This window comes from Paenibacillus sp. FSL W8-0186, from assembly GCF_037969765.1.
GTDB lineage: Bacteria > Bacillota > Bacilli > Paenibacillales > Paenibacillaceae > Fontibacillus > Fontibacillus woosongensis.
In genome coordinates, this window is sequence record NZ_CP150207.1 from 1315841 (window position 1) to 1339647 (window position 23807).

Here is a 23807-nt window from a genome sequence, read left to right on the forward strand (position 1 = left end):
GCCTTCCGGGACTCATGTAGGATTTTCCTACACTCCGTTCCTCAGTCCCTAGCTTCATCCAATCTTCTCGGTGCTGAAAAGCCGTTTTTTGAATCTGATTTAAGGTCCGAAAAACAATTTCTGATCACGAAGCGGGGACTGGGAGTAGCTCGGCGTCGAATCTTGAATTCAGCCGAAACTTCACGGAAACGACTTTTGGAGCAGGGAAATAATGACGGAGACCTATTGAATTTGATAGGTGCCACTTTTATCAGGAAGTAATAACATAATTTGTATGTAGGAGACGATCCTTCATCGGCTCGTCTCGTTACATAAATTTCGGGCAGGCTGTATCGCCCGGACCAATATCATTTTATTTTGAGGAGGATTTACTTATGGGATTCAGATTGAAAGTAGAAGGAGCCGAAACGATCGAGCTCGGAATGGACAACATTCAAAAAGTAATTTATGACACGGATACACCGGACGATTCCAACGCTAGATCCACCGATGTAGGCTCCACTTTGAAAATCAGCGGTAAAATCATTACGGCTACCGATGGCGACAAAGCGGACGACACTCTGAAGCTGGCATTGTGGTCCCTGGTTCCTGCTGAGAAAGCAGACTGCTACCGCAAGCTAACGCTTGAGGTTATCGCAGCGGATCAAGTTGTTCGGGAGATCACTTTCCCTAACGCGTTCGTGGTGGATTACAAAGAAACATTCGGCGACACAGAAGGCGTAGGTACTTTCGAGCTGTACGTGAAGCAGAAGAAAGACAAAACGGAGCTGGCCAAACTGAACGGCGGCTACGACGCAAGCAACTAATTGCACTCATAGTACCAGGATAGCTAGCGATCTCAAGGGGCCAAGCCCCTTGAGATTTACTATACCTTGATGCAATCGCACGCTAGCACAAGCACAACCGAAAGCGGGGGAACGCGTTGAACGTGACCGACTATTATGCCCAGCTCGGAGTTTCCCGGCAGGCAACGGCGGCAGAGATCAGGCAGGCATACCGCAAGCTGGCCAAGCAATATCATCCGGATGTCAATCCAGGCAACGCGGAGGCGGAAGCCAAGTTCAAGCTAATTGTCGAGGCTTACGAGACTTTGAGCGACGAACAGCTTCGCGCGGCATACGATGAGAAGCTGGCTAACCCGAACCAGGGTTCGGGGCAGAGAAGCGGCAGGCCGCAGCAAGGGCAAGGCCAGAGGACGTCTGACGCGGCGTCCGGGAAGATGGAGGCGGAGGGCTTTGACCCGGCCGCGATGCGCAAGCAATTCGAGCAGTTTTTTGGGATGTCGCCCAAGGGGCAGACGGATGCCCAGAGCAAGGAAGCCAGCGAGAAAAATCCGCTGGATACGACAGGAATCTTCAATCAATTTTTTGGCTATCGAAAATAACGCATTTAGCATACATACAACATTGACGGGGGGAGCGCTTTGAAGCCGGAGAACCACAAATGGATTACACTCATCGATCTGCTGCTGTACGTAATATTAGCCGGTATGGTGCTGTATGCCCTGCTCCGTCCTTTGCATTATACATGGCAAATGTCCATCGTCGCGGGAGCGGCCGTGATTGCCAGCGTAGTGATTTGGACCGGAGGCCGTCCCCATGCCAAGCCGTCCCTGGCGAGGGAAGCGGTCACAAAGATCGTGCTGCTCGATGATGACGGAGAGCGCGTAAAAGAATGGTACGTCAAGGGAGAGACCTCGGTTCTCATCGGAAAAAATACGCAGAGCGGCGAGGTTGACATAGATTTGTCGGACAGCGAGTATGCGTCGCTCGTGAGTTCCGAGCATGCTGTCTTGAATCGCGTCGGCGACCAGTGGTTCATTGAGGATGCGGAATCCCACAGCGGGACAGGCATTCGCAAAGCAGGACGCAGCGATGCGAAGCGGCTGATTGTCGAAGAGCCGGTGGAAATCGGCCCGGGAGATCTGATTTTTATCGCCAATACAAGGCTGTTGGTCAAATAACGGGGAAATACACTTACTTACATATGGGGGAATGAATCGAAGATGAGCTTGACGAGATGCCTGAATGGACACATGTTCAGTACGCGGAAGCATGGCAACACTTGTCCATATTGCAATACGACGCTAGAGCAGCCTTCGCGGAACGAATCGCGCAGACCCCAGATCGCGGAGGATATGGAAGAGAAGACGATGCCTTATCTGGGAGAGACAACAGGAATTCAGCCCGTAACGGGCTGGCTGGTCTGCGTCGAAGGCCCGCAAATGGGGCAGGATTACCGCATTCTGGCTGAGAAAAACTTTATCGGCCGCGCGGAGGAAATGCAAATCCGAATCATTGGGGACAACGCGGTATCCAGACGCAATCATGCCGTCATCGTCTATGACCCGAAGAAGCGCAATTTCTATCTGCTTCCCGGTGATGCTTCGGGGCTGGCTTACCACAACAATGAAGCGGTATACACGCCGGTTGAGCTTAACGCCTATGATTTAATCCAGCTCGGCCGCAGCAAATTCGTGTTCGTGCCTTTATGCGGTCCACATTTCGAGTGGGATAACAGTTAATCAAAGAACGGATGGTCATGATGGAGGATTGGAGTTTTATCGAATCATACGGAATCGTTGCGGCTGCGCTGATCGTAGTCGCCGTGCTGCTTGTGCTGCGGCAGAAGCTGCGGACGAGCCCTGTGGCGGAGATTCCCGGCGAAGATACCGAACCCATGTATATTCCAGACATCATTGAAACGGTCAAAATCGGGAATGCCCAGACGATCGGCAAGCGGGACGAGCAGGACGACTACTTCTCAAGCTCGACGACGCGCATCGGAACGATGGCGGCGATCGCCGATGGCATAAGCGGATTGTCGTATGGGCGAATGGCCAGCACGCTGGCCGTCACGATGTTCTCAAGGGAGTATTTAAAAGTGGATGATCCGGCGGATATTCCCGAGTATTTTCACAAAGCGGCTCTGATCAGCAACCGGGCAATTATGGAGCAGCTGGGCGGAGCGACCGGGGGAACCACGCTCGTCGTCGGAATTGTGTCTGGAGGATTATTGCATTGGGGAGCGGTTGGGGACAGCATGCTCATTCTGTTCCGGGACGGCGAATTCATGCCGATCAACTCCAAGCACACGCTGGAATCGGTGCTCGAAGCCAGGTATTTGGCCGGTGAAATCAGCAAAGAGGAAGCGAAGGAGAATCCGAACCGCAACCAGCTGATCAATTATTTGGGGTATGGCGGCTTCCAAAGCATGGAGGTCGGCGAACCGGTGCCTCTGCAGGCGAATGACACGATCATTCTGTGCAGCGACGGGGTATACGATGCGCTTACCGAGGTGGAGATGGAGCAGATTCTGATGCAGGGCCTGCACCCGCAGGATGCCGCGGAGGAAATGATCAGCCTCATCGAGCGCAAGAAATACAAGCATCAGGACAACGCTACGGTCATTATTTTGCAAGTGATCTAATCACATCATTATTCTCGCAGCAGGACGGGGGAAACGGAGGGACACATGAGAAAGGAGAACAGCGATTTCAAGACCGCATTTGTCTCGGAAGCGGGTTCGTTTATCGACAACAGAGATTATTTTGCCTTCGTGGAGCTCGAGGACATGGCTTGCTACGTGATTGCGGATGGCCTCGATACGGATCGAGAGGTGCTTAGCGCGAAAATGGCGGTCAGCGTTATCCTGGAGAATTTTATGGCGAAGCCGTCTTTGTCGCGCAAGAAGATCCAGCAGGATCTGGAGGCGGCCCATGAGTGGCTGAAGTTCGAGAGCCGCAGAGTTCGGCTTAAGGCGAGCGTGCTCGTCGTCGTGACGAATTATACGAAGATGGTGTGGGCGAGCTGCGGCAATGCGCGGTTGTATCATTTTCGCGGCGGGCGGCTTAATTTGCGTTCGAAGGACCAGAGCCTGGCGCAGCTCCTTCTGGAGGACGGTAGAGTGTCCGAGGACAGGCTGTCCAGCCATGAGGAACGCGGAAACCTGCTGAATTACATGGGGCGGCCGGACCGGTTCGAGCCCTATATATCGGAGAAAACCCCGCTTTCCGACGGGGATGTGCTTCTGCTGTGCACGCCGGGAATTTGGGAAGAGGTCGAGCTGCCGGAAATGCTCGATGCACTAGCGGAATCGAGTGATCCCGACAGCTTGACAGATACGCTGGAGGACATCGTCCTCAGCAAGCAGCGGCAGACGGTGAACAATTACACCGCTGCCGCGATTTACGCGAATAAGACGTTTGCGGAGAAGCCAAAAAACCGCAAGAAATGGATCATGCGCATCGGAATAATTCTGCTTACCCTGGCGCTTGCCGGGGGCGGCATCTGGTATGCGAAGTACAGGCAGGCGGTCAAGCTGGCCGAGACGGTCGCCCTGATGACAGAATACGAGCAGGAAGGCGACGAATACGCATCCGCCGGAGATTATCCGAAGGCGCTGAAGGCTTACAGCGAAGCCAAGAACGCAGCCAGCAAGCTGAAGGACAAGCTGCATTTTCAGCTGCTGCGCAACAAGCAGCGCGTGGCCCAGGCGGTGACGGATGGCGACGAATACGTCAAGGACGGCAGCTTCGATATGGCGGTGGACAGCTATACGAAGGCGATTGGCGAGGCTGATAAGTACAAGCCGTTCAAGGTGGAGGACATCGAGGCGCGGATCGAGCGCAGCGAAGCGGTCGCGAAGCTGACGGAAGTGATGAAGGAAGGGGATATCCTCTTCCAGAACCAGGACTACAACAGCGCGCTGGAGCTGTATAGAAAGGCGTACCGGGCGGCGATTGAGGCTAATTATCCGGGCGGCCAGAAGCAGCTGGAGACGAAGATGGAAGAGGCCGAAGGCAAGATCAACCACATTCACCGGGAGACGAAGACGCTTCAGGCTGACAATTTAGAGAAGAAGGGCGACCGCGCGCTAGCCGCGCTGGATTATAACGCCGCGATTGAGGCTTACACGCTGGCCCAGGAAATGTACCAGGAAATCGACAAGCTTGAGCGGGTGCTGGCGATGGAGCGGAAGATTGCCAAAGCCGATGAGAAGCGCAATCCGATCGTGCCGGCATCCGGGCAGAATACGGACTCGGGTGCAGGACTGTCCAGCAACCTGGGGTCGAACGGGGCGGCGGCATGGAATGGGGCTGCCGGAACAACTGCAGGCGGAGGCGGAGCTGCCAGCCATAACGGCAGCAGCAGCCAGGCACCCGCGGCAAATTCGCAGGGCCAGGCGCAGAGCCCGAATAGCCAGGGGACGGGTTCATCCTCTGGCTCGGAGCAGGCGGAAGCGGGCAGCAGCACGACAAATGGCATTCAGGATACATCGGCGGCGCCGGGCGGAGGTAGAGAATCATGAAGGACATTGTGATGGATCGGCTGAGCAAAATGGAGGATTTACAGCAGCGCGGCATGCTGCGCAATTTGATGAGCAGCGTGTTCCTCGGCGTGGTCGAATATCAGGAGGAGCTCAATCGCCAGATCGAGCGGCGGGTATTCGAGGAGGTCGGCAACCAGGACAGCAAATACGATATTTATGCGGCGATGTGCCGCCGGGAGGAATGGGATCCGCTGCACGAGTATTTGTTCCCGATGATTCCGGAGGATACGGGGCCGCGCAGCATTGATTTGCAGAGCTTGGTAGCCCGGTTGAAAGAGGGGGAGGAGCTGCCGCTGTTCTCTTTTTTTCTGGAGTGCCCATATCCTGTCATCCAGGAGCTGCTCTACAGCGACCGGACGTTCCGGGGAGAGCTGGTGACGAGCGGAGGCCGCCATGCCATTCAAATCAGGCTGGAGCGGAATATGACATACATACGTGAAATTGAAAAGCTGTACCATGTGTTTCTGAGCAATGGCCTTCCTTGGCGAACGATCAATCATCCTTATGCCTACAAGTTCGTGAACGCCGTTCTGGTCGGGGGCGAGCTGCAGCTGGGGGAGGAAGAGGAAGTTCAGGAAATTACGGTACATCTGGAGGAATATGAAGAATATAAAAGAACGGATCTGGTGCCGCTCTGGAACATTCAGCGCCTGGAGCTGAAGACGGGGGGCTTCCCGGTTCCCGCGGCCGACCGCGTGAATTTCGAGCATGCGCTGCCGCTGCGGAGCAGCGGGCTGCAGCATGGCTATCTCGTCGATATCAACGATGACAGTATCCGGTACATCAAGCGTTCCCCGGAGGAGCTGACTGTCGTATCGACGCGCGACAAATCTGACGCCTGGCAGGTGCTGAAGGTGGTTGAACCGGTCGGTACGAGCATGAGCAAGCTGAGCTACGCCTTGATGTCGAACCGGCAGCGGGATGATTTCATCAGCAACTATGGCCGCAGACAGGGACAGGTCGTGCGCTCGAAGGGCGAGATCGTGCGGATCATTCATTCTTTTGCCGTGTCGGAATGGCTGGAGCTGGTGGATGTGGAGATTCGTCCGCCGTCCGCGCGCCCTGCGCTGACCTATGAGCTGAACCGGTTTATTACCGACGAAGTACGGGTGGATAACGGAAAATGGCGGATGTGCCTGAAGTTCAACTACCGGGATTCCGGCAGGGAGCTGGGTTATTTGGCGGAGGATATGATGAGCTTCCTGGTGTCCGAGGTGCAGATGTCGTTCCCGGAATATCGCTGCGAAGGAGAATGGGCGTGAATTACATATGGGATTTGCTCGTTCAGGCGAAGGAAGCCGGCATTCAAAAACGGGATATTACTTTCCTTCCGGCCAAGGTGTACTCGCCTTACATGGAGCTTAGCCTGGAGGAACTGAATGCTGCAGCGGGCGACCATATCGAGGTCGAGGTTAATCCGTTCTACCGCTTCTACGACGTGTTCCGCGATCTGCTCGACATCAACCTGACCGAGGACGAGGAATTCCGCCACACGCTGTTTGATATTCTGATTCATTTCCTGGCGGAGCTGGACTTCATGCAGGGGATGAACAAGCGGGAATATCATATTCGCTTCGTGCTGCGAGACCTGGAGGCCGGGGCGTTCGGCGAGCGGGTGAAGGAGCGGATCGGCCTGTTGGAGCGGGATGAGCGGGAGTGGATCGCCTGCGCGATCCTCCGCATGTACGACACGGGCGAGACGCTAAACCTGCTGCGGAGCACGGTGAGCCGGATTTTCCGCCGCTCGACGATTTACGTCAACAGCGAGGAGAAGGACGAGATGCTGTTCTACATCGGCCAGAAGAAGACGGAGCTCGCCGGCCGGAAGCTGGAGCTGCTGATGGAGCTGTTCCTCCCGGTGCGCTACCGCACCGAGGTGTATTGGGATTGCCATGTGGGGATTATCGATGCCGAGGATACTATGATCCAGGACCGAATCGCCCTCTATTAATGGGGGATAAATTTTGATCACGAAGCAGGGCAAGGGGGATATGCGACATCGAATCTTGAGTTCACTCACTCCTTCCGGTGCTCACGTAGGTTTTGCCTACGCTCCGCTTCCTCAGTCCTGACTTCACTCAACCTTCTCGGTGCTGAAAATTTGATTTTTGAAAAGGTGTTTTAAAGGATGCCCCTAACCATTTTGGAGGAGGAATTTATCAAGCATGAAGGGTTATAAACTGTACACGGATTCCACCAGCCAACAGCGGGTGCGCGGGAAGGTCCGCTATACGCACGATGAGCTGAGCGAGATGACCACCTTCCAGCTGCGTAATATTTGCTACCGGGAACGGCTCGTGGAAGGGCTCAGCCATCGGCTCGACCGGGAGGAGATGATCCGCGTCATTCTGAAGTATTTGGGCGCGGACGAAGAGATGTTCATTGGCCCGTACTGCGAAGGCGGCTTCGAGCGCGTGAAGACGGTAATGCGCAAATATATGCAGGCCTCGCTGCAAGGGGACGGGGGCATCAGCGTTCCGGCCCGCATCGTCATTTACCCGGAAATCGCCATCGATAAGAGTGACGGTTATAAAGTAAAGGCTCCCGCGATGTTTGCGGAGTCCAATGTGCTGCTCGTCAACGACCGGATGGAGCTTTGCGGCATTCTTAATTTGCGCAAGGAGGAGGGCGAGGCGGGCAGCTTTTATTTGGCGGCGGACAGCAGCATGGAATGGCAGCGGACGTCGAACCGCCAGTACAGCCTGCTGTTCCTGCGCAAGCGCGATTCAGAATACATATACAAGGCGTATTATCAGAGCCAGGCTCTGCCGCCGATTCAAATCCAATATTATAAAATTCCGCTGGCCGATCTGGACATCCGGGAGCTGCAGGCAACGGATGCCGTGCTGGCGATCGATTTCGGGACTTCCAATACGACGGCCGGCGCTTTTTTGTACAGCGGATATGCGCAGTCGCCAAGCAGTCTCGACGTATTGAACGGCCATATTCGTTCCAATGAGGTGAACTTCGTCAAGTTCCCTGATCCGACGTACCGGAAGCTGGAATGGAGCGAGGCGCTGCCTACCGCGGTAAGCGTAGCGGATTGCTCGGACCCGGCCGCGGTGAAATACCAGTTCGGCCATGAGGCGCTGCTGAATATCCGCCGCAGCAGCTACAGCAGCCGCGCTTCGGTCTTTCAGGGGCTAAAGCGTTGGGTGAACAACTACGACAAGCCGATCGAGGTAATGGACAGTGAGGGAAACACGGCAACCGTGCTGCGTCAGGATATTATCCAGGCGTATCTGAAACACGTCATCCAGATGGCGGAGCATCAATTCAAATGCAAGTTCAAAAATTTGCATTTTACCAGCCCCGTCAAAATGAAAGCGCCGTTTCTCCAAATGTTCTCCGCCATTCTGCCGGATTACCGGATTGAGAAGGAGGAGGCGCTGGACGAAGGAATGGCCGTGCTGTATAACACGATCGCCGATGGGCTGGAGCGGAATCTGTTCATCGAGGGCGAGGAATATAAAGCGCTTGTCATCGACTGCGGGGGCGGGACGACGGATCTTTCCTCCTGCCGGTTCCGTGTCGAGGACGGGCATATGTCCTATCGCATCGCGATGGATGCGACGTATGAGAACGGGGATACGCATTTCGGCGGCAACAATATCACCTATCGGATTATGCAGTTCATGAAAATCGTCTTCGCCGATTATTACACGGGCGGCCGGCGCCGGGTGACGGATATCGATGATTTGATCGACATTCCGGCAAACGACCTGTTCCGCGAGGTGGATGCGAACGGCGTGGAGGCGGTGTATGCCGAGCTGGAGCGCCGCTACCAGGAGGCGGAGGCGGTGATTCCGACAGCCTACGCCATGTACGAGAACCGCTCGCGGGACGAATATTACCGGGTGCGCGGCAATTTCTATTTCCTGTGGGAAATTGCCGAGGAAATGAAGCAGCAGTTTTTCCGCAAAACCGGTATTCTGCGCAACCGCTTCGACGCGGAAGCGGACGGCAGCCGGGATAACGATTTGCAGATTACGACGATGGAGCGCTGGTTCCTGTCGGTATCGCGGGGCGGCGAGCTGAAGGACGAGTATGAAATTCCGGATGTCGTGTTCAACATCAAGGAAATTACCCAACTGATCAAAGGCGACATTTACGAGGTGCTGCGCAAGTTCCTGGACGGCTTCTATCAGGACGGCGTGCTGGGCGAATACTCGATCATCAAGCTGACGGGACAATCATGCCGGATCGAGGTGTTCCGCGAGGCGCTGAAGGAATTCGTCCCGGGACGGAGCATCGAGTTCCGGCAAAAGCCGGCCGAGGGCCGGGTGCCCGAGCTGAAGCTGGCCTGCCTGCGCGGAGCGATCCGCTATTTGAACGCGCGGAAGGCTGGCGTCATCGAGACGAGCATTACGAACCATGCGGCCGTCATCCCGTACTCGGTCAGCGCATATACGCATGACCGCCGCGAGCTGGAGCTCATCTCCAGCCTAGAGCGGACGAACCGGGTGCTGGGCTTCATTTCGCGGCCGTACCATACGCAGGAGATCGAGTTCCTTTTGCGGGGAGCGGACGGCGGATTGCGTCACAGCTATGTGTACCATAACCGGACCAAGGACTATCAGTCCGTGAAATACGAGGATATTCAGGCGGTCTATGGGGACAAAATTCCGCAGGACGATACCGACTCCATCGTGAACGGGGAGACGAAGTATTTTGTCTTCGCGGACGACAACCACTGGGGCTTCTACGTTCTGCCGATTGCCCGGCAGAACGAGGGGCTGCTGCTTGGCCGCAAGGAGCTGTTCCCGTTTGAGAGCGACCGGTCGGAGCTGGACTTTTTTGACGGGACGAAGTAGGGGGATAGGAAAATGTATTTATTTCTTGGAAGATTGCTCGGCAGAAAATTGCTTAGAACGACATTTCTTCCAGCAAAACGCGGTCTGGCAGGCGAAATGATTTTACGTAGACCGGGCTTTTGGAGCTTAATGTGCATCATAGGCTGCTTAGCTGGAGGAGTACTACTCTATTTTTTATTCACTGAAAATATTTTTGATCAGCCGGGAGAAGAAGTTATTTATAGAAACGCAGTAATGGGCATCATCCTTCTTTTTCTTTTCATGTGGCTGGAATGTCTGAGTTATAAAGCTTCGGCGACGGACTCCTTTGTAGCAGTTAGACACTGGTACGGAACAAAAACGATCCATTATCACAATATAACGAGCGTGGAGCATACCCGTTTTTTTGGCGGCCAATTCGTGGTACTCAGTAACCAAGGGGTAGTTCGTGTTCCGGATGGAGCCGTAGGAAGTGCTGAGTTTATTCAGCATTTATGCAAAGAGTTGGGGGAAGAACACTGCGTCAATGCCCTTAAGGTGTTAGAGGAGAAAAAAATGCAGCTGCAGCAGCTAAGCTAGGAACGATTGAAGAGTAGTTGAAACAGTAGGCTCAGTTACTAGGCTAACATTGGGTTGACAAGAAGGGAAGAGCGGAAATGTACGATGTTTTATTGCGAAGATACGCAGCACTGGCGATCGATCGGATTATTACCGGTGTGGCGGCTACATTGATCAGTTTCATTTGGATTTTGCCGGGAGAGCTGTTTGAATACAATTCTATCTATTTAGTATTAACGCATCTATTAATATCGATCACCTGTGATTGGATTTACTTCTGTCTGATGGAGTCATCCAAATACCAAGCTACCATCGGGAAGAGACTCCTTGGGGTGATGGTCGTGGACAAAGACTACGAACGAATTACATACGCAAGGGCCAATACCAGGTACTGGGGGAAGCTGCTTTCCGGTTTGATTCTTGGCTTAGGCTACCTGATGGCCTTCTCTCATGAGAAGCGGCAGGCGATGCATGACAGAATGGCGGGGACCTATGTAGTAAAGAAGAGCTTCCTGCTCTTTATGCTCAGCTGTCAAAAAGACGATGATGTCAAAACGGGCATTGCGCATGCATAAAGCAGGGGGGCGAGACATCGTGTATGCACGATTTTGGAAAAGGGCGGTAGCTGCCTTATTGGATCTATTGGTTGTCGCTTCGATTCATCAGGTGATTGGTATATTGACCACTTTTGCATGGTATTGGTGCCTGCGGGATCCCTATGACATCTATGAGTATTTAGATGAACTAATCGTGTTGTTTAACGTTAGTCGAATGGTTCTGATGGCGGTATTATTCTGGCACTACTTCGCGATCATGGAATCTTCCAAGTTCCAAGCGACGTTTGGCAAGATGGCGATGGGACTCAGGGTAGTTGATCAGGGGGGCCAGAAAATTACCTTCCACCGGGCGACTGCACGATTTTGGAGTAAAAGCTTCTCGGCCATCACGGTACTGATTGGCTGGTTCATGGCGGGTTTCACCAAGAAAAAACAGGCGCTGCATGATATCGCTGCTGGCACTTGCCTGATGGAGGAAGAGGTACTGAAAGCCAGACAAGTGGAGGCCGCTGCCGCCGTGTAGAAGCATGGCGTTGAGTCTTTTTTTGAGACGGGCAGGCGGTTTACTGGGAGGAAAGAGTCGGATGTATGACGTGTTGTGGAGAAGGTATTTTGCCATGTTTGTTGACCGGATTTTTATGGTGCTGTCCTTATTGATAGTTACCTTTATTTTTATTCCCCCAGAAGAGTTGATGTATCGTTACAGCGGGATGCTGATGATATTCAGTTTGCTCGTTCAGTGGCTGTATTTCACTCTGATGGAATCTTCCAAATACCAAGCAACCTTGGGCAAGATCATGCTCGGTGTAGTCGTGGTGGATGATAGGAATGAGAGAATTTCCTGGGGGAAGGCCAATGCGAGGTTTTGGAGCAAACTGATTTCATCCATCCTCGGAATAGGTTATTTCATGGCGATTTTCACGGAATATAAGCAAGGCCTGCACGATAAAATCGCTGATACCTATGTCGTCAACAAGGAAATGCTTCTGTATGAGAAAAGCAATGCCAAGCCATTGGAATCCACCAGGAAGCTGGATTTGGCAAGCAAGGGCTTCAACTGGCCGGATTAAAAGCGGCGCTAGACTTAGAATTTGCGTTTTGAAGGAGATTCGTTTATGTACGCTGGATTTTGGAAGAGGTTATTTGCAAGTATATTGGATTATTTTATTATCTACGTTCTTGCTTTTGCGCTAGCGTTTCTTGAATTAATGTTTGACATGCTTGTTGGAATCGGAAAGGGACTTATTTTGCTGGATAGCAGAGTATTTGAAATCGTTTATTCGACGATTCGTATAGCCGCTGCCTTCTCTGTACCTTGGCTGTATTATGCGATATTGGAGTCTTCCAAACTGCAAGGAACCATTGGCAAAAAGGCGCTTGGCATCATTGTTGTGGATCAAAATTATGAGCGTGTAACGTTTTTGCGGGCTAGCGGAAGATTTTGGAGCCGGATAATCTCGATGTTAACGATCTATGTCGGTTATATCATGGCTGCCTTTACCCAGAGGAAGCAGGCTCTTCACGATATTATTGCAAAAACCTATGTCGTTGATAAAAAAGTACTTGAACTGAGCAAAGGGAATCCTGAACTGTACTTGAACGGCGTTCATATGGAGGGACAACAAGCTTGATAGGTCATCTGCTCAAGAACATAACCGGGTGAGTCGTACAAACGTCACAGCCGGAAGGAGGGGAAGGCAATGTTTAACCATATCGCACCGAAGTTTGAGAAGGGCCGGATTCTAAAGACAGCGATGCTGGAAAATCTGCGGGATTTCCCCCGCGACTTCGTGGACGTCTACTATCACGAATATACGGATGGCATCATTTCGGGTGCCCATGTTGAGGTTGGCGCAGATTCCCTGATTGTGCATCCCGGCATCGTCAAGCATCAAGGGCGGCTGTATTTGCTGAAAGATGCTGTGAGCATCAAATACCGTGCCACGGGGCGGGAGGCTGCATTAAAGGTTCGTTTCCATGCTGGCGACGAGGACGGCGACTGGCGGACGTATCGCAGCGAGATTGTAATCGATGAGCAGCAGCTTGAGGCGGATGACTCTGAGCTGGAGCTGTGCCGCTTCAAGCTGAAGGAAGGCGCCCGGCTGCGCCAGGACTATCAGGGCTTCCGGGACCTGGCGACTGAATTTAATACCGTGAATATTCTGCATGTCCGCTACGCGGCTTACGGCAAAAGCACCTTGTCTCCGGTTATTCTGCGCTCCTTCGCAGAGGAAATGATGCGCAAGGGAAGCGGCGACCCGCAGGACTTCATGTTTACAATGATGTGCATGAACGAGGGAACCCTCGCTCGGGACGTCATTTTGCACTATATGACGAGCCGTCTCGGCATGAGCAGCAGGGAGTATACGAATGTGGAGATCCATAAGTACCTGGGCCGCATTCTGGATGGCGTCCGCGGCAGCGGCGGCGGCAGGCTGGGCATGACCCCGGGCGGCAGCCAGCGGGTGATTGTGGATTAGGGTTGGATTTACCCCAAAAAAGGAGGAGGAAAAGTTATGTCGTTTATGGATGAGAAGATTACGCAGATCATTAATGAAGCAGAGCAATCGATGGTATCCCGTTCTATTGCGGATGGGCCGGTGAAAATTGGGAACCGGTATTATGAATTTACCATGCAGTCTTTCTATCAGGACAAAATCTCTCTCTACCTTCCTGCTGACTTTGAAGAAATGCCTAAGGAGATTCGTTCCATTAAGTATCCCTATGAACAACGGCCTGAAATCATTAGAAGCGATGAGTCGGGCGCCATTAATTTCACTCTCAACCGAATAGATCATGAGTTAAAGGATGAGATGGTAGCGGAACTGTCTGCTGGCATGAAAACGATGATTCAAAAATCGAATCCCTCCCATATTTTCTATGAAAGCGGGGTAGAGACTGTAAACGAGAAAACGTTCGGATACTTTGAGTTCAAAAATATGGTGATCGACGGAGCCTTGTTTAACATCATGTATTTCCTCGAATTTGAAGGCAAAGTCCTCATGGGAACCTTCTGCTGCCGATATGAGGATTATCCCGATTGGAGAGATGTGGCGTATCAAGCCATTCGCAGTCTCATTGTCCATGTTGAAGAAGAGGGAGGGGAACAAGCATGAGTGAGATCATCTATACGTCTGCAAATATTAAGGTATCAAATTATAAGTTTGAGAGAATTACGGAACTCGTCATTGAAAAACAAGTGAACGAACATGCCAAGCTGAAACTTAGCGGCATTATTTCCGAAGACATGCAGGATAAGTATATTGAACAAGCCAATGCGAGCGATACCATTCGGGTTGCGGTCCAGGATGAGGATAAGGCAATCCCTCTGTTTCACGGTGTAATTACGAATATATCCGTACAAGCTGCGCGTGGTGTAAGAAGCATTGCCATTGAAGCCCATAGCTTATCCATCCTTATGGATATCCGTAAGGAAACTGGATCGATCCAAAACAAAGAACTATCTTATAAAAGTTTGTTCCATCGAATTATCGCCAGCTACCCTGATTCCGATGTCATTGACGAAGCATCGCAAGGCAACAAGACGGGGGGATTGCTGGTCCAATATCAAGAAACCGACTGGGCATTTATGAGGAGATTAGCCTCGCATTTCCACGCTCCTCTTATTCCTGTCAGCTCTCAAACCGGTATCAAACTGTATGTCGGATTGCCAGACGCTGATAACCCACAGAAATTAGATGAATACAACTACTCTGTCAATAAAGATTTAAGAGACTATAAGCTGAAGTCCGAGAATGGTGTCAAGGATATATCAGAGCAAAATAGCATCAGTTACACGGTTACAAGCCACAAGGTGTTTGAGTTGGGCCAGGCGGTTACCTTCCAGAAACGGACATTGTATGTCAGCCGCGTGGAGACGAAACTAGAGAACGGCATACTGAGCAGCTTGTATGACCTAAAGGATGCCAAAGGGCTGCGCTGCCGAACGGAATATCCTTATGCCTTAGCAGGAACGTCGTTATTCGGAACGATTCTTGATGTGGCGAAGGATAAGGTCAGGGTAAAGCTGCATATTGATCGGGATCAACCTGTCAATGAAGCGATGTGGTTTGCTTATTCCACGGTTTATTCATCCCCGGATGGGAGCGGCTGGTACTGCATGCCGGAAAAAGGGGATGAAGTGCGGCTTTATTTTCCCGATGAACAAGAGAAAAACGCTTTTGCCGCGAGCTCGGTAGATACCGACTCCTCTAATCCTGAGAAACGAAGCGACCCGTCAGTGAAGAGCATCAGTACCAAATATGGCAAAGAAATTGTGTTTAAACCCGGCGCGGTTGAAATTATTGGCGGAGGCCAGTTGCTGATGAAACTTACCGATGATGGGGGGATTGAAATTAACAGCGATAAGAAGATTTCCCTGTCGGCCATGGAAGATATCGAAATTAACGGCGGTGCCAAGATTCTTATCCAAGGGGAGTCAGGCATTGAATTCGTGCAAGGGAATGCTTCGCTTAAAGTGGAGGATGAGGTCACGCTTAGCGGGGGCCGGGTGAATATCGAATGAGTTCTGTCATGAGTCGTGAAGAGGCGTTGGGTCATTTATTGGAACATCATGTGTTTGATCGTTGGCAGGGCGACTTGGATATTATTTCTGATAGCTATATCCAGAATCAAGAGGCTACGATAGGGGAATTTGTGAGTTCTGTGGATGCAGCGTGTAAAAAGGCGGCCGAGCTTCAAGAAGCAGGGATGAAGGGAGATATTCAATATATCTATCTCTCTTTACTGCGGACAAGCTTCATGGAGCATAAAGCTAGTTATCGCATCGATATTCATGATGAGCGCTGGTTTCTTGATCCCGTAGAGTGTTTTTCTCACTGGCAGGCCGATTTTATATTTGATTCTTTATTCAAGAGAATGCGGGAGTTGGAAGCTGTAAAAACAAGCTATGCCCGGAAAATCTCAACGATGGATATTGAACGAATCTTGCAAATTGAAGCGATAAGATATCATTTGTTTACTATCGAATTTATGAGAAGTATGATCCCTTCTATTTTAGAATGCGAGGGCTACAACCAGCTGGGCAAGAAACCGAATATTTGCATTCTGGCCGGAGAATACCGGGATCGCAATGAGCTGCTCTATGGCCAGCCGGAAGCCGAACCGGAAGAAAACACTTCAGAGCAGTGAATGGAGGAGGGATGTCATGGATTACTTTGTGATGCAGCAGGATGAACGCTATTCCGACACGCCAGTCTTACAAAATATTCGGCAAAAAATCGATATTCGGCATATGAATCGCTTACGTTCTCATCAAATTGCAGATACGACGATTTTTCAGGTTAAGGCATCTACCGATACAGAGTACTTGGATCTATTAAGCAATCAGCTCTACCTGTTGTCAGAGAAGCTGAAGAAATTGATCGCTATGTACGAGCCGGATTGTATTTTTAAGCATATTCCTCTGATGGACCAACTCAATAGTAAGCAAAGTCTTTACTTCCTGCCTTTTTTTGAGGAAGTCGAAGCTCTAAGTCCAAGCAGTGAGTTTAATGCGGATCGAAGCGTCATTAAGAAGCTGGTGCTTCAAGGGGAGAAGGTGGCGAAGAAACGTATTTTCCGCGTGCAAGAAAGCGAGCAACCTTTAATCATTGTCCGCTTAGATGTAGCTGAGAGCATACTCCGCCGGGATATGATCGGGGTTAGCTTGAAGAAAGTTCTCGTGGAGTGATGGAACGAAAGCTGGGGAAGGGCGTGAACTGATGGATAAGTATGAGTACGTTGTGCGTGGCGCTAATATTTTTTGCGATTGTGGATCACATTTACGGAAATTGAATTTGCCGAATAGCCACGGGGCCTATGTCAATGGCAAACCGATGATGAACGAATCGGACTCGATTCCCGAAGTAAATATTTCGAATTTTGGAATCTGCAGCAGTCCGGAAAATCAGAGCGGTGAGACGGTTTACCTCATCTCGATGGATGGCCAGGAAATACAGGGGAAGCCTTGTCTGTTAGCTCTGCTGGCCGGCAGCAAGTGGGAGAAAACTAAAGAACAGGCAAGGGTAGAAGGGAAATCGGCTCTGACGACCGAGTCAGAATTACATTGCTCCTTAGGCGGGGTGATTCGCTTTAACAGCAGTGGCCAGCATGAAGAGGAATAGAATGATATGCCAAATATGAAGAGCATAAGCGGAGGCGACCGGACAGCATGAAAAGCTATGCGATCGGAGGCTAGTGGATATGATAGGTTTTGAAAACATAAGCGTAACATCGCCATATCGAATCAAAGTAGTTCAAGACATTCAAATGGAATGGAAGCCAAATGAGCATGGGCGACTATTCATTCGCGGCCTTGTCGATGATCAGGATCAGGTTAACGCCGTACTCAAAGCGTCTACGGATGACCAGGTTCAGGTGTTTGACGGGGAAACCAAGATCTTTAGCGGACTCATCGCCAACGTACAGACCAAGCATCACAACGGGATTTATAGTATAGAGCTGGAAGCCATTTCCGGCACGAGCCGGCTGGATGCCCAGAAGAGGCGCCGATCCTTCCAGAATAAGAACATGACGTACGGTGAACTCGTCAAAAGTGTGTTGAAAGCTTACGCCGGGTACGATGTGATTCAACTTGTAGGTGAAAACGAGCCTATTGGCGAGCCGATCATCCAGTATGATGAGACGGACTGGGAGTTCCTCAAACGGATGGCCAGTCATTTGCAGAGCGTGGTGTTCAGTGATATTTATGAAGCTAAACCACGGATGTATATCGGCGTGCCGAACAGGAACAGCATGCAGCTTCCCGATGATTTGCCGTATACGGCAAGCAAAGATTTACTAGCGTATCAAGAGGCTAAGTCAGGATCTGCCTCGGTGCATCATACCGATTTTTTTACATACGAGGTTCAAAGCGGCACACGTTATGCCATCGGCGACGAGGTTCTGTTCCGAGATAAACCGATGGTGATTAGTGAAATGAAAGCCGCCATGGATCAGGGCCAACTGATCTATAACTATCGCTTATCGAGAAGAGATGGCATACGTCAGAATCGGATACATAACCCCAAGTTAGTCGGCGTCTCGATGAACGGGAAGGTGCTAGATGTCCAAGGTCAGCAGGTTAAGCTGCATTTGGAGATCGATCAGGAGCAGTCGCCTGCATCGGCCTATTGGTTTCCCTTTGCCCCGCCTACGGGCAGTGCCATGTACTCGATGCCTCAGAAGGGAACGAATGCGAGCTTGTACTTCCCGGATGATGCAGGAAGCAAGGCTAAGGTCATCGGCTGTGTCCGGACGAACGGAGAGGATTGCAGCAAAACCGGGGACCCCAACAATCGCTACTTTGGCACAGAGCACGGCAGTGAGCTAGAAATTACGCCGACAGCGATTAATGTGGTGAGTGGTTCCAAAGAGCCGCTCATGATTAGCTTTGATGATGCCGCAGGTGTCATCCTGACAAGCCACCGGAAGCTGACGATGAATGCGGGCGAGGATATTTCTTTGTACACTCCGAAGCGTGTGGTATTCCGTACACCGAACATGATCCTGGCCAAGAAATTAAGCAAGCTGAGCGGATTTACAGTTGAGAGCGAGTATCACCTGCTCGGAAGCCAGGTCAAGCTGGACGGTGCCGACCGGACAAGCTATCCAAAGTATGACGATGAGATTGAGACTTATACGCCGCCGCAGGAAGAAAAGTCGGGCGGCTGGGGATTCTGGGATAAAGTTTGCGCCGCCGTTGCAGTTGTAGTGGTAGTCGCCTTGGTAGTCACGGCTACAGTGGTTACTGGCGGAGTTGCTGGAGCAATACTCATGGGGGCAGCATTTGGAGCGGTTGGGGCGGTTGGTGCGACCCTTGCCAATGACTTAGCCCGGGGAGAATGGAGTAGTGGGGAAACCTACTTAAGAAGTGCCCTAACAGGTGGAATTGTAGGCGCCGTGACCGGCGGGATATTTGGACCCGTTGGGGGCGCGGCGTCTACGACATTACTCCCTGCTACGACGAGTCAGGTAGCGAGTGGCTTTACAGCAATGCTTGCTAGTGGATTTGCTAGTGGATATACTGACTATACATTGACAGAACTGATTAACGGGCGCAGACCTACATTTAGAGAGGCAGTAACTGTGGGTGCTCAAAGCGCTATGTTCTCTGGTTTCTTAGTAGGCCTAAGGCCTGTTAAGAACGCGTTGCAGGATCTATTTACAAAGGGAATTAAGCCAAAAACATCTAGTAGTAATAAAACTCAAAATCCACATTTAGAGACTAATAAAACAGATATCGATGTTCCATCCAACAAGGAATCGGAAGTAACAGTTAGTCCTAAAAATTCACTTGAACTTCATGATACTAGCGCTGCTAATAAAATCGAGGAAGGTAAAAAGGCTAGTAATAGAGGTGGTTATGGAAGTGATGGCCAAGATGTACCATATTTATCTGACTTCTTTAAAGGGGCGGATGAGGGGATTCTCAGAGGTATTGATGAGCCAACGTTTTACTTGGTTAAAAATGAGGCAGGGGGAAGTATCCATGTATCTACAGATAAAATTAAACAACGACATTTCACAAATATAGTGGAAGAATCAAAAGGTAAAGTAAACATTTTAACAGGAGCACATGGTACAGTAGACGGCACTTTAATTCCGGAAAAAACCTTTTTTGATTCGGATTTAATGAAGTGGGGGAATAATCCGAATGTGAATGTATTAGACATAACTAAATTATCAGACGATCAAATAAGCAAAATCGTCCAAGGTGATGGGGTTATAGTTTGTGGATGGTGTTACAGCGAACGATCTCAAGATATTTTAAGAGCAATGAAACTGATTAAGTAGAGGTGAAAAGGAGGATTATAATGATATGTTATAAAGATATGACTTGTTATTCTCTTCATCACTTTGAGAATTCAAAAAATGTGGGATGGATAAATATAAAAAATGATTTTCATAGAGCAAGTCTTTCGGAGGAATTTGTTTCAAACTTGTGGGAATATATAAGATACCCACTTAATGTAGATCGAACTTCAAATGACTCTGTAGTTGTTCAATACAATAAAGAAACAAAAACTTTAGGATTTTCAGAAATAAGAGTAATAAGTGAAGATGGCTTAACAAAGTATGCTGCACCGGATCTAATTTTTCAATATATTACGCAATATAGCTACTGTCCACCGCAGGAATTTATCGATGCTGTACTTAAAGGACCAAAGCCTACATCGCCAGAGTACAAATATTATATTTCGAAATATAATGAAGAGAATTTATGGGGAGAAGATTCAAAGATTGTAGAGCTGTCCCAAAATATTACAAATAATATAATAAATAATAATAATGAATATGTTAGTACACTTATTCAAGAAAAAGTAGATTATATAAATATTTTAACTAAAGATGGTTCATTACTTAACGCTTCCATATTAAACAATAATATTGGAATGGCTATACAATTATTATCTATGAATATAGATGTTAATAAGTTTAGTGGGATAGAACTTATTAGTGCAATATTATGTCAAGAAGATGAGCTAATAGAGTTACTCCTTGGTAAGAATATCATGTTCAATTTAAGTTCACCTAAAACAAATCCGCTTTTCATAGCCACTAGAAAAGGAAACCATAAAGCTGTGAAACTGTTATTAGAACATGGAATAGACCCATCAATAGAATACTCGAATGAATTTATGAGAAATTTTAGTGTATTGGACTTAGCGAAAAAAATGAATCAGGGAGAAATAGTATCATTGTTAATTTCATGACAAGTCTGAAAAGTTATATAAATTTAATATAATTAATTTATTCAGGCTCATTCTATTAAGTTAGGATGAGTCTATTTTATATTGGGCCTCATTAAGATATATAAAGTTGTTGTAAAAAACTAACTGGAGCGTTACTTTGTTTACGTTTTTGTGTCTCCATTGCAGTTGTAGTGGTAGTGAGTTTAGTTGTCGTCGCCATATTAGCTAATAGTGACTTGCTTGCTCGAGCTTTATTTAACGAGAACATTACCGACCAATACTGAAAATCTATACCTATTAAATCAGGTGAATTTAAGGGAATATGTTTAAACTGTAATCCTATGTATAGTAAATTAATTACAATAAATGATTATAAGGAGAATGATAATGGAAGATAAGGTGCTAAAATTACTTCAAAAAGCAGGCTGGTTTGAAGGGCGGGTTGTAAATATTAGCCAGTATACAGAAATTCTAGACGACGAAGGATATTTTGTCTTTGGTAGTGCGATTAATTTTCTAAAAGAATATGGTGGCTTGATAATCGAGTTTGAAAATCCTGAAAGATTAGGTAGTTATTTAAAATTGATTATAGATCCAATTGAAGCTTCAAGCTCAATTTTCCGGGAATTATCGAAAAGATATGAGCGATATTGTAATGAGCCATTTGTTATATTTGGAGAAATACCCCTAATGGATATGACTTGGTACATTTCTTTATCTGGACTATTTTACGGTGGAAATGATGATTTTCTTATCTGTCTAGGGAATGATTTCTATCAGGTACTAAACAATATAATAACTGGTGAGGTACTGGATGTTATTACTGTTGAAGATTAATAGGAGATAATTCTGGTTAGTACAAATAATTTGATCTAACAATGCTATGAACATAATTCGTCATACGATAGATCAGCGCATGGAATTAACAGCTTTAATAGTTATATCACTAAAATACGATCCTAAAATCGGAGGACCCAAAGTTTGGAAGATAAAATACTGAACAAAGATTATATTCTAGCAAATGGTAGTCGGTTCGATGATACATTTAGCTATGGAGGAGACAAATATGATTCTTTTATAGTGCAGTATGATCAAGAGGGTAACGAACATTTATTTACCGGTATTATCTATGATTGTTATGAGAATGGTGGTTTAGCAAGTTACTACGTAGTTAAAGACGGCATTAAGCATGGGGGAATGGTGCAATATTATCCGAATGGACAAGTCAAAGAAATTAAGTATCTCGACAAAAATGTACTAGAAGGTCCGCAAAAGGAGTATTACGAAAATGGTTGTATAAAGTTAGTTAAATATAGAGTTTTAGGCAGAATATTAAGTTTTAAAAAATATGACGAGCAGGGAAATCTGGTAGAAGAAAAGTCAGAAGCCATCTGATTTTATTTTTAATCAGGCTTAAGCTAATCTGACTTACTGTTAACAAATAACTAAGGTTCCCAACACCTCTGTCGAAGCATTAAATAGCCATATTAACGGTGGTTCCCTTATGCTCTAAGTTAGTTTAAATAGTGCTTATACCAATCATTCTTTTAAAGGTTTATTCCACACTGGTAGGAATGAGCTTTTTTGATACTCAAAATCAAAAGGAGAAGCGAAGAATAGCAGTAAGTGAATGAGAATGTATAAAAGTCCAGATAGAATTGAAGCCTTAACCCTACAGGAGGAACGCTCAATCTTCCATATCTATCAATTCATGAATGTGTATATTCAATGCCGTGCAAATTTGCTCTAGAGTGCTGATATAAATTCTGTCTGTCGTTCCTCTGCAAAGGGCATTTATTGTTCCAGGACGCATATTAACCATAATCGCAAACTGACGTTGAGAAATATGCCGTTCATCTAAAAGATGTTGCAATTTAATTTTGATTTTCATTGTAATCCTCCCAAAACCTATATAAAACAATATACCATGAATTAATATAAAATCATTGACCGTTACGCTGTAACGTCATATAATTAAAGATGTGACGTTAAAGCGTAACATTAAGTAAGACTATCAGGAATAATGACACTATAAAAGAGACTGTGAGTAATTCGAGAGGATAATTGAAATTTGTATGAAGGGAGACGAAATATCAAAAAAGCTGGGAGTATGATAGAAATTCTTTTGCGGTATATATAATGGACGCGGCCTGCACCTATTTTGAAATTCCGGACTTTTCTTATCGAATGACTGAAAGAAGTTGAACAAATAAACGGAAGTGGCATGCCTTTGCAAAAGAAGTGTTTTTTACTGCGAACCGCTTCATGTGCTAATTTTTCTTTCATGAAGCCGCAATTCAATGAAGGGAAGAGGGAAATGAGAGGTAGTTTAGAAGCGTTATATCGTGGAGACATTCGCCCTGAAGAAACGATTGTTCCAACTAATCCCGAATACCGTGCATTGAACCGCAGAATTTCCGAAGCCATAAAAATGTGGAAGAAGAAGTTATCGGCAACAGAATTTAGTGAGCTTGAAGAATTACTTGATTTGCGAAGTAAATCTGGTTCAATGTATGCTGAAGCTTCTTTTATTCATGGGTTTCAGCTTGGTACACTAATGATGGTAGAAGTTTATACAACACGGAATGAGTTAGTGGGTAGTTCTATATATACCCAGTTAAGGTCAAGGCAAAGCTTGACAAGCCTGCTCCAAGCTATGGAAATGTATAAATAAACTGATAGACCTGAGCAATCGCTACCGGTTCATTACCGGGGCGATCTTTTTTTGTCTCTGGTTGGTTCGCTCCCTGTGAATCCTTCACAATCCATATTGACATCAATAATTTAACGTGATAAATTGTTTTTTAATGATTTAGTATACCGACTTGATTAGTAGGAAAAAGAAAATAGAAAGAAGTGCTTAACAGGCGATT

The 23807-nt window shown here is 48.2% G+C and carries 26 protein-coding genes; 25 read left to right on the forward strand and 1 reads right to left on the reverse strand.

Annotated features, from left to right (window positions below):
- Positions 1 to 374 precede the first annotated feature (374 nt).
- From MKX50_RS05570 to MKX50_RS05685, 24 genes are all read left to right on the forward strand, one after another.
- Positions 375 to 806: a membrane-associated protease 1 gene (locus MKX50_RS05570; RefSeq protein WP_110934058.1), complete on the forward strand. Its 432-nt coding sequence runs from the start codon at positions 375 to 377 to the stop codon at positions 804 to 806.
- Positions 807 to 928: 122 nt separating this feature from the next.
- Entirely contained in the window at positions 929 to 1384 is a 456-nt protein-coding gene (locus MKX50_RS05575; RefSeq protein ID WP_244996684.1) for a J domain-containing protein, read from the forward strand.
- Between the two features lie 39 nt (positions 1385 to 1423).
- On the forward strand, positions 1424 to 1963 hold the full coding sequence (locus MKX50_RS05580; protein ID WP_213592842.1) for an FHA domain-containing protein: 540 nt from the start codon (positions 1424 to 1426) through the stop codon (positions 1961 to 1963).
- A 42-nt stretch (positions 1964 to 2005) separates the two neighbouring features.
- Positions 2006 to 2524 carry an FHA domain-containing protein gene (locus tag MKX50_RS05585; RefSeq protein WP_339158682.1) on the forward strand — a complete coding sequence of 173 codons (519 nt, stop codon included), beginning with the start codon at positions 2006 to 2008 and terminating at the stop codon, positions 2522 to 2524.
- A 20-nt stretch (positions 2525 to 2544) separates the two neighbouring features.
- On the forward strand, positions 2545 to 3429 hold the full coding sequence (locus tag MKX50_RS05590) for a PP2C family serine/threonine-protein phosphatase (RefSeq protein ID WP_213593074.1): 885 nt from the start codon (positions 2545 to 2547) through the stop codon (positions 3427 to 3429).
- A gap of 45 nt (positions 3430 to 3474) precedes the next feature.
- Positions 3475 to 5310 carry a serine/threonine protein phosphatase gene (locus tag MKX50_RS05595; RefSeq protein WP_339158683.1) on the forward strand — a complete coding sequence of 612 codons (1836 nt, stop codon included), beginning with the start codon at positions 3475 to 3477 and terminating at the stop codon, positions 5308 to 5310.
- Entirely contained in the window at positions 5307 to 6593 is a 1287-nt protein-coding gene (locus MKX50_RS05600; RefSeq protein ID WP_339158685.1) for a normocyte-binding protein, read from the forward strand. The genes MKX50_RS05595 and MKX50_RS05600 overlap by 4 nt, the downstream gene beginning before the upstream one ends.
- Positions 6584 to 7282 carry an iron-dependent peroxidase gene (locus MKX50_RS05605; protein ID WP_339158687.1) on the forward strand — a complete coding sequence of 233 codons (699 nt, stop codon included), beginning with the start codon at positions 6584 to 6586 and terminating at the stop codon, positions 7280 to 7282. The genes MKX50_RS05600 and MKX50_RS05605 overlap by 10 nt, the downstream gene beginning before the upstream one ends.
- A 214-nt stretch (positions 7283 to 7496) precedes the next feature.
- Positions 7497 to 10145 carry a molecular chaperone gene (locus tag MKX50_RS05610; RefSeq protein ID WP_213592834.1) on the forward strand — a complete coding sequence of 883 codons (2649 nt, stop codon included), beginning with the start codon at positions 7497 to 7499 and terminating at the stop codon, positions 10143 to 10145.
- Between the two features lie 12 nt (positions 10146 to 10157).
- Positions 10158 to 10703 (forward strand): hypothetical protein, encoded by a 546-nt coding sequence (locus MKX50_RS05615; RefSeq protein WP_339158689.1) that lies wholly within the window; start codon positions 10158 to 10160, stop codon positions 10701 to 10703.
- Between the two features lie 77 nt (positions 10704 to 10780).
- Positions 10781 to 11257 carry an RDD family protein gene (locus MKX50_RS05620; protein ID WP_213592830.1) on the forward strand — a complete coding sequence of 159 codons (477 nt, stop codon included), beginning with the start codon at positions 10781 to 10783 and terminating at the stop codon, positions 11255 to 11257.
- A complete protein-coding gene (locus tag MKX50_RS05625; RefSeq protein WP_339158690.1) occupies positions 11250 to 11762 on the forward strand; it encodes an RDD family protein in 513 nt (170 codons plus the stop codon). The genes MKX50_RS05620 and MKX50_RS05625 overlap by 8 nt, the downstream gene beginning before the upstream one ends.
- A 61-nt stretch (positions 11763 to 11823) precedes the next feature.
- Positions 11824 to 12309 carry an RDD family protein gene (locus tag MKX50_RS05630; protein ID WP_244996650.1) on the forward strand — a complete coding sequence of 162 codons (486 nt, stop codon included), beginning with the start codon at positions 11824 to 11826 and terminating at the stop codon, positions 12307 to 12309.
- Positions 12310 to 12354: 45 nt separating this feature from the next.
- On the forward strand, positions 12355 to 12870 hold the full coding sequence (locus MKX50_RS05635; protein WP_339158692.1) for an RDD family protein: 516 nt from the start codon (positions 12355 to 12357) through the stop codon (positions 12868 to 12870).
- Between the two features lie 69 nt (positions 12871 to 12939).
- Entirely contained in the window at positions 12940 to 13719 is a 780-nt protein-coding gene (locus MKX50_RS05640; RefSeq protein ID WP_339158693.1) for a DNA and RNA helicase, read from the forward strand.
- 36 nt (positions 13720 to 13755) lie between these two features.
- Positions 13756 to 14355, forward strand: coding sequence for a hypothetical protein (locus MKX50_RS05645; RefSeq protein WP_339158694.1), 600 nt, complete (start codon positions 13756 to 13758; stop codon positions 14353 to 14355).
- Complete coding sequence (locus tag MKX50_RS05650) at positions 14352 to 15764, forward strand: phage baseplate assembly protein V (protein ID WP_283925678.1); 1413 nt, start codon at positions 14352 to 14354, stop codon at positions 15762 to 15764. The genes MKX50_RS05645 and MKX50_RS05650 overlap by 4 nt, the downstream gene beginning before the upstream one ends.
- 8 nt (positions 15765 to 15772) lie before the next feature.
- A complete protein-coding gene (locus MKX50_RS05655; RefSeq protein ID WP_339158696.1) occupies positions 15773 to 16390 on the forward strand; it encodes a hypothetical protein in 618 nt (205 codons plus the stop codon).
- 16 nt (positions 16391 to 16406) lie between these two features.
- Positions 16407 to 16931 carry a DUF1629 domain-containing protein gene (locus tag MKX50_RS05660; protein ID WP_155609716.1) on the forward strand — a complete coding sequence of 175 codons (525 nt, stop codon included), beginning with the start codon at positions 16407 to 16409 and terminating at the stop codon, positions 16929 to 16931.
- A 31-nt stretch (positions 16932 to 16962) separates the two neighbouring features.
- Complete coding sequence (locus MKX50_RS05665; protein ID WP_155609715.1) at positions 16963 to 17364, forward strand: DUF4280 domain-containing protein; 402 nt, start codon at positions 16963 to 16965, stop codon at positions 17362 to 17364.
- 79 nt (positions 17365 to 17443) lie between these two features.
- Positions 17444 to 20035, forward strand: coding sequence for a contractile injection system protein, VgrG/Pvc8 family (locus MKX50_RS05670; protein ID WP_339158698.1), 2592 nt, complete (start codon positions 17444 to 17446; stop codon positions 20033 to 20035).
- Positions 20036 to 20055: 20 nt separating this feature from the next.
- The gene (locus tag MKX50_RS05675; protein WP_339158700.1) at positions 20056 to 20955 is read left to right on the forward strand and encodes an ankyrin repeat domain-containing protein; all 900 of its coding nucleotides are present in this window, start codon (positions 20056 to 20058) and stop codon (positions 20953 to 20955) included.
- 366 nt (positions 20956 to 21321) lie between these two features.
- Positions 21322 to 21771, forward strand: a complete 450-nt coding sequence (locus MKX50_RS05680) for an SUKH-3 domain-containing protein (protein ID WP_339158702.1) — start codon at positions 21322 to 21324, stop codon at positions 21769 to 21771.
- Between the two features lie 144 nt (positions 21772 to 21915).
- Entirely contained in the window at positions 21916 to 22329 is a 414-nt protein-coding gene (locus tag MKX50_RS05685) for a hypothetical protein (protein WP_213592790.1), read from the forward strand.
- A 292-nt stretch (positions 22330 to 22621) separates the two neighbouring features.
- Here the strand turns inward: MKX50_RS05685 and MKX50_RS05690 are convergent, their stop codons facing one another.
- Positions 22622 to 22825 (reverse strand): helix-turn-helix transcriptional regulator, encoded by a 204-nt coding sequence (locus MKX50_RS05690; RefSeq protein WP_213592788.1) that lies wholly within the window; start codon positions 22823 to 22825, stop codon positions 22622 to 22624.
- 426 nt (positions 22826 to 23251) lie between these two features.
- On the opposite strand from MKX50_RS05690, the gene MKX50_RS05695 reads away from it, so the two are divergent.
- Positions 23252 to 23608 carry a DUF6809 family protein gene (locus MKX50_RS05695; protein WP_339158704.1) on the forward strand — a complete coding sequence of 119 codons (357 nt, stop codon included), beginning with the start codon at positions 23252 to 23254 and terminating at the stop codon, positions 23606 to 23608.
- The last annotated feature ends 199 nt before the right edge of the window (positions 23609 to 23807 follow it).